8 protein-coding genes are annotated in these 10,914 nt (G+C 42.1%); 1 reads left to right on the top strand and 7 read right to left on the bottom strand.

The genetic code is table 11. The features are described from left to right. Nucleotides 1–22 precede the first annotated feature (22 nt). The 7 genes from priA to ACQKKK_RS14410 all read right to left on the bottom strand — a co-directional run bounded on the left by priA (nt 23) and on the right by ACQKKK_RS14410 (nt 8,775). On the bottom strand, nt 23–2,434 hold the full coding sequence (gene priA / locus ACQKKK_RS14440; protein ID WP_427616823.1) for a primosomal protein N': 2,412 nt from the start codon (nt 2,432–2,434) through the stop codon (nt 23–25). Between the two features lie 6 nt (nt 2,435–2,440). Beyond that, a complete protein-coding gene (gene coaBC, locus ACQKKK_RS14435; RefSeq protein WP_427616822.1) occupies nt 2,441–3,649 on the bottom strand; it encodes a bifunctional phosphopantothenoylcysteine decarboxylase/phosphopantothenate--cysteine ligase CoaBC in 1,209 nt (402 codons plus the stop codon). Nucleotides 3,650–3,912: 263 nt separating this feature from the next. After that, nucleotides 3,913–4,119 carry a DNA-directed RNA polymerase subunit omega gene (rpoZ, locus tag ACQKKK_RS14430; RefSeq protein ID WP_061462359.1) on the bottom strand — a complete coding sequence of 69 codons (207 nt, stop codon included), beginning with the start codon at nt 4,117–4,119 and terminating at the stop codon, nt 3,913–3,915. A 3-nt stretch (nt 4,120–4,122) separates the two neighbouring features. Then, entirely contained in the window at nt 4,123–4,737 is a 615-nt protein-coding gene (gmk, locus tag ACQKKK_RS14425) for a guanylate kinase (RefSeq protein ID WP_061462358.1), read from the bottom strand. A gap of 10 nt (nt 4,738–4,747) precedes the next feature. Beyond that, entirely contained in the window at nt 4,748–5,011 is a 264-nt protein-coding gene (gene remA, locus ACQKKK_RS14420) for an extracellular matrix/biofilm regulator RemA (protein WP_034313813.1), read from the bottom strand. Between the two features lie 54 nt (nt 5,012–5,065). Beyond that, nucleotides 5,066–5,941, bottom strand: a complete 876-nt coding sequence (locus ACQKKK_RS14415) for a YicC/YloC family endoribonuclease (RefSeq protein ID WP_427616821.1) — start codon at nt 5,939–5,941, stop codon at nt 5,066–5,068. Between the two features lie 155 nt (nt 5,942–6,096). Continuing rightward, nucleotides 6,097–8,775 carry a calcium-translocating P-type ATPase, SERCA-type gene (locus ACQKKK_RS14410; protein WP_427617057.1) on the bottom strand — a complete coding sequence of 893 codons (2,679 nt, stop codon included), beginning with the start codon at nt 8,773–8,775 and terminating at the stop codon, nt 6,097–6,099. Between the two features lie 401 nt (nt 8,776–9,176). Between ACQKKK_RS14410 and ACQKKK_RS14405 the strand changes: the two genes are divergently transcribed. Continuing rightward, nucleotides 9,177–10,898, top strand: a complete 1,722-nt coding sequence (locus tag ACQKKK_RS14405; protein ID WP_427616820.1) for an Rqc2 family fibronectin-binding protein — start codon at nt 9,177–9,179, stop codon at nt 10,896–10,898. Nucleotides 10,899–10,914: the final 16 nt, after the last annotated feature.

Raw genomic sequence — 10,914 nt, 5'->3', positions numbered from 1 at the left:
AAACCATCCATCTCTTAATCAATTACATCATGATCTGTGGATTTAAATCTATTGAAATCTGCAGAAGATTTTGAGCCGTTTCTTTTTGATAATGCTCTAAAAGTGTACGTAAATGCTGATTAAGGTCCGGCTCTCGTTTGTATTTTATCAGACATTGATAACGATATCTATTGTTGATTCGGCTAATGGGCGAAGCAACAGGACCGAGAACAATAGAATCCCGATTCAATCGAGAACCTAAATAATTAGTTATTTTCTCAGTAACACTCACCGTCTTCATTAAGTCTTCATGTGAAACGGTTATAAGGACAACGTAATAATAGGGAGGATAATGACTTTGCCTCCGTAGATGCATCTCCCGTTCATAAAAAGCATCATAATCCTGCAAGGCAGAAAGCTCAATGCTATAGTGCTCAGGTGTATATGTTTGGATGACCACTTCTCCCGGAAGCTGATGACGTCCTGCCCTACCGCTGACCTGTGTCAGCAGCTGGAATGTCTTTTCCGAAGAACGGAAATCAGGCAGATGAAGCATCGTATCCGCTGAAAGGACTCCAACAAGCGTGATATTAGGAAAATCAAGGCCTTTGGCAATCATTTGGGTGCCTAGCAATATATCAGCCTTTCCTTCGCCAAAGGCATTCAGCAAACGCTCATGTGAACCCTTTTTACTCGTTGTGTCGACATCCATTCGTATTACCCGTGCATCAGGGAGAATTTTTGCAAGCTCTTCTTCAACCTTTTGGGTGCCTGTACCGAAGAACCTTATATGTTCACTTTCACATTCAGGGCAAACGGAAGGCATTCCCTCTTCAAACCCACAATAATGGCATTTCATTATATCATTAAAGCGATGATAGGTGAGTGAAATGTCACAATTAGGGCAGTTGATGACCAAACCGCAGCTTCGGCACATCACAAAGGAAGAATGTCCCCGTTTATTTAGCATCAATACTGTTTGCTCTCCCTTTTCAAGCCGGTCTTTCAGCTTGGTGAAGAGCAGCTCCGAAAACATGGAACGATTTCCCGTCCTTAGCTCTTCCCTCATATCTACAATATCCACTGCTGGCAATGCATTTTTATTCATCCTCTGACTAAGGGTCAGTAATTTATAGACGTTTTTCTTGGCTCGCGCAAAAGATTCAAGTGTAGGAGTGGCACTACCAAGAATAACCGGACACTGATATGATTTCGCTCTTCTTATGGCAACATCCCTAGCATGGTACCTTGGCGTTTCTTCTTGCTTATAGCTTGATTCATGCTCTTCATCGATGATGACCAGTCCCAGATTTTCAAAGGGAGCAAACACGGCTGAACGCGCGCCCACCACAACTTTTACCTCTTTGCGGTGAATTTTCCGCCATTCATCATATTTTTCACCTACGGATAAACCGCTATGCATGACAGCGACTTGCTCCCCAAATCGTTCTTTAAACCTCTTCACCGTTTGTGGCGTTAAGGAGATCTCAGGTACCAGCATGATGGCTTCCTTCCCTTTTTCAATGACAGAGGCAATTGCCTGCAGATAAACTTCCGTCTTCCCGCTCCCGGTTACACCATATAAAAGGAAAACATCATGTTCATCATGATTTATTTTCTCATGGATGGGCTTCAAGGCAGCTGCTTGTTCTTCTGTTAGAGTAAAGGGATTGGATTTTTTGAACACACGATTTTCATAAGGATCACGGTATATTTCCTGATCCATTTCCGCCAAGGCTCCTTTTGACACTAGGGTTTTGACGGTACTGCTTGATGTGTTGATCAATTCAAGCAATTCCTTTAACGGAACTGGCTCTTGATGTTCAATAAAGTATTGAAGGAGTTCCTGCTGTTTTTTTGCATGGCTGGAAATGGCTGATGCCATTTCTTTCAGTTCCTTAGAGGAAAGCAGAGATTTAATGACACGGACGGTCTTCTTATTAAGTCGATTTTTCACATTATACACAAGCTCTAGATTGCCATTTTGTATTTCCTTTTGAAAAAGTGAGGCATTCTCCCCTTCAATCACTTCTTTCCAAGATAATGAATCATTCTTTCCGAAAAGACTTTGAATGAAGGGTGGGAGCTGATTCTTTTTATCTTCAATGACATTAATCACTTTTTCATACTTTGCTTTCATTGCTGCAGGGAGCATGGCCTGTAGGGCTGAAATTTTAAAACACATGGCCTCTTTGGTCAACCAGTCACCCAGCTGAAGCAATTCATCATTAAGGATGGGCTCCAAATCCATTGGTTCTTTTATATATCGTAATTTCGCAAAGTCGCTTTTAGCTTTTAATCCGGTGACGAACCCCTGCACCATTCTTGGACCGAATGGCACAATGACCCGCATTCCGGGCTTGATGACTTGGTTCCACTTTTCAGGTATGCGATAGTCAAATTCTCGATCCGTTTGTTTAGCAGGTACATCCACTATGACGGATGCAATATCCATAAGACATCATTCCTTTTGCATGCGAGATACTTCTGCCAGGATGCTTTTAGCTATATCCGCTTTACTCATTTTTGGAAGTTCCGTAGCACTTCCATTTTTATCATAAATGGTCACGATGTTCGTATCCGTTCCAAAGCCTGCCCCTGCGACGGTTACATTATTGGCAACGATCATGTCTGCATTCTTTTTCACTAATTTCCCTCTTGCGTATTCTTCAACATTGTTCGTTTCAGCCGCAAAGCCTACCAAAATCTGATGGGTTTTATTTTCACCGAGTTCCTTAAGGATATCCTTTGTACGTTCAAATTCAATTACATTTTCCCCTGGCTGCTTTTTCATCTTTTGAGCATGATAATTCTTCGGTTTATAGTCTGCCACCGCAGCCGTCATGATTACGACGTCACTGGAATCGAACTGATCGAAAACCGCTTCATACATATCTGCTGCCGATTCCACTGGTATTACTCTGGCCTTGGAAGGCGGCGTCAAGTTCACGGGGCCACTTATCAATATCACTTCAGCGCCCAATTCAATTGCCTGCTCAGCTAAGGCATATCCCATTTTTCCACTGGAATGATTCGTCACGTAACGCACCGGATCGATTGCTTCACGAGTCGGCCCTGCCGTTATCAAATATTTCTTTCCTTTAAGAAGCTGGGGCTGTGATTTCCGTTCACCAAAATAATGAATGAGATGTGCCACAATTGTTTCCGGTTCCTCCAATCGACCCTTTCCTACATAACCGCAAGCCAAATACCCTTCACCTGGTTCAATGAATTGATATCCGAACGTACGAAGTGTCTCCATGTTTTTCTGAACCGCCGGGTGGGCGTACATGTGCACGTTCATTGCCGGCGCCACCCAAACAGGTGCCACTGTTGCCAGAAGTGTGGTCGTGATCATATCATCCGCGATTCCATTGGCTACCTTGCCAATGACATTCGCTGTAGCTGGAGCTACAAGGATTATGTCAGCCCAATCAGCCAAGTCGATGTGGGCAATGACTGAAGAATCCTTCTCATCAAATGTATCTGTGTACACATCATTTCTCGAAAGTGCTTGAAAAGTAAGCGGCGTCACGAACTTACGTGCCGATTCACTCATGATCACTTTAACATGCGCACCTTCTTGAGTTAATTTACTTGTCAGGGCAGCAGCCTTAAATACAGCAATCCCGCCGGTGACACAAAGAAGTACTTTTTTATCGATAAGCATGCAAATTTCCCCTAACTATACATTCTATTTTTATTAATTATGAACGATAACAGAAGATATTTCATTTGAAATGCGCAATAACTTATGGATTTCCTTAAAACATTCCATATCTATGCCTGCTTCATCAACGGCATCGTTATCTTTGAGAAATCAAAACAAACAGGCCTGACACCTTGGCCGCAGGAAGGAAGCAACTTTCCAAATGTAACGCATCCTGTTTGCTTTAGGGTGTCAGGCCCGATAGGTCAAGCTTATTTGTTCTCTTAGTTTTCCTCGTAAGAATTATCGTAAGTCAATTTACCAGTATGAATTTCTTCTAGTGCACGACCTACGGATTTATGGGAAACCGGTTTGGTTATAAGGCAATTATCTTTAATTTGCATTTCCCTTGCACGTTTAGCTGCCACTGATACAAGCGAGTATTTAGAATCGATCTTAAGTAATAGCGAATCAATTGATGGATATAACATAGTTTATTCCGCCTCCAACATTTTTTTATATAAAACAGCAACTCTTTCCCGACGGCAATGCTCGGCAATTACAATTGCATTAATTCTAGCACATGCGGCATCCACATGATCATTTTCAACAACATAATCATAAAGATCCATAAGTTCTATTTCTTCCTTGGCCACTTTCATCCGTCCTTTTATCGCTTCCTCCGTCTCGGTTCCGCGAGTAACGATGCGGCTTTCGAGTTCGGTCAAGCTTGGAGGAGCAAGGAAAATGAAAAGTCCTTCAGGGAATTTTTCCCGGACCTGTTTAGCTCCTTGAACTTCAATTTCCAGAAATACATCTTTTCCGGAATCAATTGTTTCACGGACATAATCCACGGGCGTTCCATAATAATTTCCGACGAACTCTGCATATTCTAGCAATTTTCCTTCTGCGATCAATGCTTCGAATTCCTCGCGTTTTTTGAAGAAATAGTCCACTCCGTCAACTTCTCCATGGCGAGGCAGCCGTGTCGTCATCGAAATTGAATATTCAAATGCCGTTCCAGGCTGAGAAAAAATCGCCTTCCTTACTGTTCCTTTACCAACACCGGATGGACCGGATAAAACGATTAATAAACCTTTTTCTCTCATATTGTTTCAGTTACCCCTCTTCTACGCTGTCATCTCTATCTTGAAGCCGTGCGGCAACCGTTTCCGGTTGAACGGCAGATAAGATAACATGGTCGCTGTCTGTAATTATAACGGCCCTGGTTCTTCTACCATATGTAGCATCTATTAAGGATCCGCGGTCTCGGGCATCTTGGATAATCCTTTTAATCGGAGCCGACTCAGGGCTCACGATGGATACGATCCGGTTTGCGGAAACGATATTGCCAAAGCCAATATTAATGAGCTTAATTGACATTTTTGTCCCCCATTCATATTCTATTGTCACCCTGTTAGGTTCATCATAAACCGACTACTCGATATTTTGAACCTGTTCTTTTAATTTTTCAAGCAGACTTTTCATTTCAACCACATCTTTGGTAATGGCCGAGTCATTTGCCTTTGATCCAATCGTATTGACTTCCCTATTCATTTCCTGGACAAGGAAGTCGAGTTTTCTTCCAATTGGTTCACTATGGATAAGCGTCCTTGAAAATTGCTGTACATGGCTTTCGAGCCTGGTCAGTTCTTCATTTATATCACACTTATCAGCAAAAATGGCCGCTTCTGTCACAATACGGCTATCTTCAATCAATCCTTCTGTCAACTCAGCTAGTTTGATTTCCAACCGGGCTTTATATTTCTCGACGACTGAAGGTGCATAGTTTTTGAGCCCTACAACAATCTCACCAAACTTTTCAAGCTGGTATTTCATGTCCAGGGCCAGTTCCTGGCCTTCCAGAATCCGCATTTTTTTCAGATTTTCCAATGCTTCCATGACAGCCTTCAATAACAAGGCTTCCAAATCGGCAGGAACTGCAGGTACTTCTTCCGTTATGAAAATCGATTCAAGTTGCAGCAAATCCTGTAAGGTAATGGAACTTTCCAGATTGTATTTTCCCTTGGCTTCATCCATCAATCCCACATACTGATCAGCAAGATCCCAATCGATCTTCACCTTTTTGGCAACCAGGCTCTCACCTTCCACCGTAATGAAGATTTCCACTCGTCCTCTTCTTATGTATTGATTCGCCGTTTTCTTCACCTTTTCTTCCAAAACCAAAAGCTGGCGCGGCATTCGAATCGTATATTCACAAAAACGATGGTTCACCGTCTTAATCTCGACAAAAACCTTGACCTGTTCGTTTTCCGCTTCCTCTCTTCCATAGCCCGTCATACTGGTAACCATGGGTTCCACATCCTATCAAGCATAATGTAGTAATTTCGCGTTTACATTCATTATATATTAGCTACAGCATGAAAACTTTAGCTTACAAATAAAATACTACAAAAATAAAAAGGCAATAGAGCAAAACTCTACCACCTTAATGATTATATCATATTTCATTGTGCTTTTCTTGCTAAAAAGGTTCCAGCCAGTAAAAAAGTTGGGATGGATGCCATTCCTATTACCAATAGCCAATCCCTTCCCGAAATCGGTACAGTATGGAAGATGGTTTGCAAAGGCTTCATATACATGACTGCTAGCATTAATAACAGGGAGGACAGTACTGCTCCCACTAGATAAAGATTACCGAATGGATTTCTCGAGAAGATCGAACTTTCACTTCGGCAATCGAAAACATGTATTAGCTGAGCTAGTACCAGTGTTGCGAACGCGATTGTTTGTGCATAAGCAAGGTTACCCGGATTCGTACGATAAACCACATAAAATGCTATCAATGTAGAAATTCCAATCAGAAAGCCGCGTGAGATGATCTTCCAGCCAAGCCCTCGTCCGAAAACACCTTCGTTTGCATTTCTTGGTTTTCTTTTCATAACATCTTCTTCTGGGGAATCCAGGCCCAACGCCATCGCAGGCAGTCCGTCCGTAACAAGGTTCACGAATAAAATCTGGATTGGTATCAAAGGTAATGGCAAGGCACATAGCATCGCAAAAAACATGACCAAAATCTCCCCAACATTGGAAGCAAGCAAATAACGGATGAACTTCCTGATGTTTTCATAAATATTTCTGCCTTCTTTGATGGCCGATTTAATGGTGGCAAAATTATCATCAACCAATATCAAGGAAGATGCTTCCTTAGCGACATCAGTCCCCGTTATACCCATTGATATACCAATATCCGCTGATTTTATCGCAGGTGCATCATTAACACCATCCCCTGTCATTGCGACGACATGTCCTTTATTTTGCAAGGCTTTTACGATTTTCAATTTATGTTCTGGGGAAACGCGGGCAAATACCGACACACTTTCAACAACTTCCTCAAGTTCCCCGACTTCCATATCAGCCAATTGCCGTCCTTCAAGTACACGGTCTTTTCCTTTTAAAATACCAAGTTCTTTAGCTATTGCCCTTGCGGTTATTACATGATCACCAGTAATCATGACTGTTTTAATCCCAGCATCCCTGCATTCCTTAACTGCCTGCTTCACTTCTGGGCGAGGGGGATCAATCATGCCCTGCAGTCCCATAAAGGTCAAATTGCGCTCAGCTTCTGCTTCATGAAGCAAAATCGTTCCTTTTGGAAGGGGTTTATAACCAACAGCAATCATTCGAAGTGCCTGTGAAGCAAGCTCATTCATGTCCTGTTGCACCCTTTCCTTACTCTCGCGATTCAATATTTCCGACTTTCCTCCCCATAGAATCGTGTCACTCTGGGCGATCAATACATCTGGGGCCCCTTTTACGATGACGAAATGATTATCTTTATCATCCTTCACTATGACACTCATCATTTTGCGGCTCGAGTCGAATGGAAACTCCTTGACTACCGTAAACCTCTTAGATAAGTGTTCCCTTGTCAAACCCGCTTTCATTGCCGCGACCAACATCGCCCCTTCTGTCGGATCACCGTCTAATATATATCGATCGCCATTCTCATTTAACTCAGCTTTGTTACAGAGCATGCCGAATGTAATTATTTGAAGCAAGGCATTTTGGTTTTTCGGAGCAACTGAAACTCCCTCTAAAGAAAACTCTCCGACAGGATTATAACCAGTCCCGCCGACATCCCAAGTTTTTCCCTCACTCCAAACCTTCGTCACCGTCATTTTGTTTTGCGTCAGTGTACCTGTCTTATCTGAGCAAATCACCGTTGCACAGCCAAGCGTTTCTACTGCAGGAAGCTTGCGGACAATCGCTTTTTGTTTGATCATACGTTGAACGCCCAAAGACAAGGCTACAGTCACAATGGCTGGCAAGCCTTCGGGAATCGCCGCAACAGCCAAAGATACCCCGGCTAAAAACATCGTATAGAGGTCATGCCCTTGAATGACGCCAGTCAGCACCACGATCACGGTTAATATTAAAGCCGTGACGATCAAAATTTTCCCTAACTGCTCCAATCGCCTTTGAAGAGGTGTTTCTTTTGTTTCTGCAGTCTGCAGGAGATTCGCAATCTTTCCCATCGCCGTATTCATTCCTGTAGCGATTACGATTCCAACCCCATTCCCTCTTGTAACCATCGTTCCCATAAAAGCCATATTTTCCTGATCACCGATATCTTCGACTTCATTCATCAATGGATCAGAACATTTAACAGCCGGGAGTGACTCACCAGTAAGGGCAGACTCTTCAATTTCAAGGCTTGAATGGTCGACAATCCGTAAATCGGCACCAATTCGGTCTCCGCTCGAAAACTTCAGAATATCCCCCACAACAACTTCTCTCGAAGGGACTTTCAGCCAGTGTCCATCACGAAGTACGTTGACTTGCGGCGCTGCCATTTCCTTTAGGGCATCCAGGGATTTTTCAGCCTTCCGTTCTTGAAAAAAACCAAGTAATCCATTCAAAAAAACAATCGCCATGATGGCAATCGCATCGATATATTCGCCCAAAATCCCGGAGACTAAGGTCGCGGCAAGTAAAACTATGACCATGAAATCCTTGAATTGTGCGAAAAATAACAGAATGGCTGACTGCTTTTCACCTTCCTTCAATTCATTAAAGCCATTCTTTCGCAGCCTGTCCTTTACTTCATCATCGTCCAAACCGTGTGTAACGTTTGTTTGAAGCGCTTTCTCCATTTCTTGATTATTCATTTTCCTGAACTCCATCAAGTATCACACATCCCTTTGAATAGAATGAAATAGGCTCCTGTATCCATCTCAACAGGCGCTCTCGCTTTACTCATCCAACAACACCTGCCCGCTTACCGATACATAAAACAACCTGCTCTTCTTCCATGATTATTCAGACTCGTCCAAAATAATGCTATAATTAAACAGAATTGCGGAAAGAAGAACGATCCGGATAATATAATGAATGGACAAACTTTGTAATATCACGAATCTATTAAAATCACATCCATTCAATATTCCTGAACTGCAACCCCAGCTTTTCACCCAGTTCAACTAAATTTGTGAATTCAGCTAAAATGGGCTGATTCTGATACATCGATAACGCCGTGCAGAATTTAGTAGCATAGAAAATCTTATGTAAAGGAAGTAAAAATAGAATGTCATTTGATGGATTATTTACGAAAGCGATGACGGAAGAAATCGCTTCTATATTAAAAGGTGGACGAATCAATAAGGTACATCAGCCTTATAAAAATGAAGTAATACTGGTTGTTCGTGCTGGAGGTAAGAACCATAAACTCTTATTATCAGCCCACCCAAGTTATTCAAGGGTGCAATTGACCGAAGAAAGTTATGAAAATCCTAAAGAAGCACCCATGTTCTGTATGCTTCTTAGGAAGCATCTCGAGGGCTATACGATAGAAGATATTTATCAATATGAACTTGATAGGATGATCATCTTTGAGGTGAAAGGCCGCAATGAGCTTGGAGATGTTTCTCAAAAGCAGTTAATCATTGAAATCATGGGGCGTCACAGCAACATTGTTTTAGTCGATAAAGAACGGAATATGATTTTAGACAGCATTAAGCATGTTTCCTATGCAGTGAACAGCTATCGGGCGATATTGCCCGGCCAGGAATATAAGGCGCCACCCGCACAGGAAAAGGATAATCCCTTCAATGCTACTGAGGACGATATCAGGAAGAATATTGACTTTAATGCAGGAAAACTAGATAAACAGCTTGTTGCCCATTTTTCAGGAATTTCACCTTTAGCTGCAAAGGAAGCCGTTTACCGAGCTGGATTGGCCAACAGCACCACCCTTCCATCAGCTTTTTCAAGGCTTATCCAAGAAATCTCGGAACATAACTATGCCGCGACGATCAAACAAGATGGCAATAAAGAAGTTTTTTATATGCTTTCACTAGAGCATTTGACAGGAAAACAGCGTACTTTTTCTTCATTAAGCGAGATGCTCGACCGTTATTATTTCGGAAAGGCAGAACGTGATCGGGTTAAGCAAAAGAGCCAGGATGTAGAACGTTTCATTACTAATGAAATGGAAAAGAACTCAAAAAAAATTGTGAAGCTTGAACGAACATTAAAAGATACGGAACGCGGGGAACAGTATCAGTTGTTCGGTGAGCTGCTTACAGCTAATCTATATCAAATGAAAAAAGGCATGAAGGAAATTGAAGTCGTCAATTATTATGATGAAGAACAAAGTACGGTCATCATTCCGCTTGACCCATTAAAAAATCCATCCGATAATGCACAAAAGTACTTCTCGAGATACCAAAAATCCAAAAATGCAGTCGGTGTCGTTCAAGAGCAAATCGAAAAAACAAAATTGGAATTGGCCTACTTTGATGCCTTGCATCAGCAGCTCCAATCAGCTTCCCCAAAAGATATAGAGGAGATTCGCGAAGAACTTCAGGAAGAGGGCTACATCCGGCAGAAAAAGAAAAAAGGCATGAAAAAGCCAGCCAATGCAAAACCTCAGCTTGAAACATATTATGCTACCGATGGAGATCTCATTTTTGTCGGAAAAAATAATAAACAAAATGATTACCTAACGAATAAGTTCGCACGCCGTGATGAGATTTGGCTTCACACCAAAGATATCCCTGGCTCACATGTAGTGATTCGAAATGAATCACCAAGTGAAAAAACGATTAAAGAGGCAGCCGTATTAGCAGCTTTCTTCAGTAAAGCTAGACTTTCGAGCTCAGTGCCCGTTGACTTTACACAAGTTCGCCATGTAAAGAAACCGAATGGCTCAAAGCCTGGTTTCGTGATCTATGATCAGCAGCAAACCGTATATATTACTCCAGATGCCGATATCGTCATTCACTTAAAGGAAGCAGTAAAGGATTAAATGGTAAAAAAATAGA

Origin of the sequence: Peribacillus sp. NPDC006672 (assembly GCF_050274955.1) — a bacterium.
In the GTDB taxonomy this organism is placed as follows: Bacteria; Bacillota; Bacilli; order Bacillales; family DSM-1321; genus Peribacillus.
Note: the sequence above shows the minus strand (reverse complement) of the source record. Positions and strands in the feature narration are given on the sequence as shown.

Coding starts and splice junctions, on each gene's coding strand:
- remA (WP_034313813.1), bottom strand. CDS start 5,011: ATGTCAATTAAGCTCATTAATATTGGCTTTGGCAATATCGTTTCCGCA.
- coaBC (WP_427616822.1), bottom strand. CDS start 3,649: ATGCTTATCGATAAAAAAGTACTTCTTTGTGTCACCGGCGGGATTGCT.
- ACQKKK_RS14410 (WP_427617057.1), bottom strand. CDS start 8,775: ATGGAGTTCAGGAAAATGAATAATCAAGAAATGGAGAAAGCGCTTCAA.
- ACQKKK_RS14415 (WP_427616821.1), bottom strand. CDS start 5,941: ATGGTTACCAGTATGACGGGCTATGGAAGAGAGGAAGCGGAAAACGAA.
- gmk (WP_061462358.1), bottom strand. CDS start 4,737: ATGAGAGAAAAAGGTTTATTAATCGTTTTATCCGGTCCATCCGGTGTT.
- priA (WP_427616823.1), bottom strand. CDS start 2,434: ATGGATATTGCATCCGTCATAGTGGATGTACCTGCTAAACAAACGGAT.
- rpoZ (WP_061462359.1), bottom strand. CDS start 4,119: ATGTTATATCCATCAATTGATTCGCTATTACTTAAGATCGATTCTAAA.
- ACQKKK_RS14405 (WP_427616820.1), top strand. CDS start 9,177: ATGTCATTTGATGGATTATTTACGAAAGCGATGACGGAAGAAATCGCT.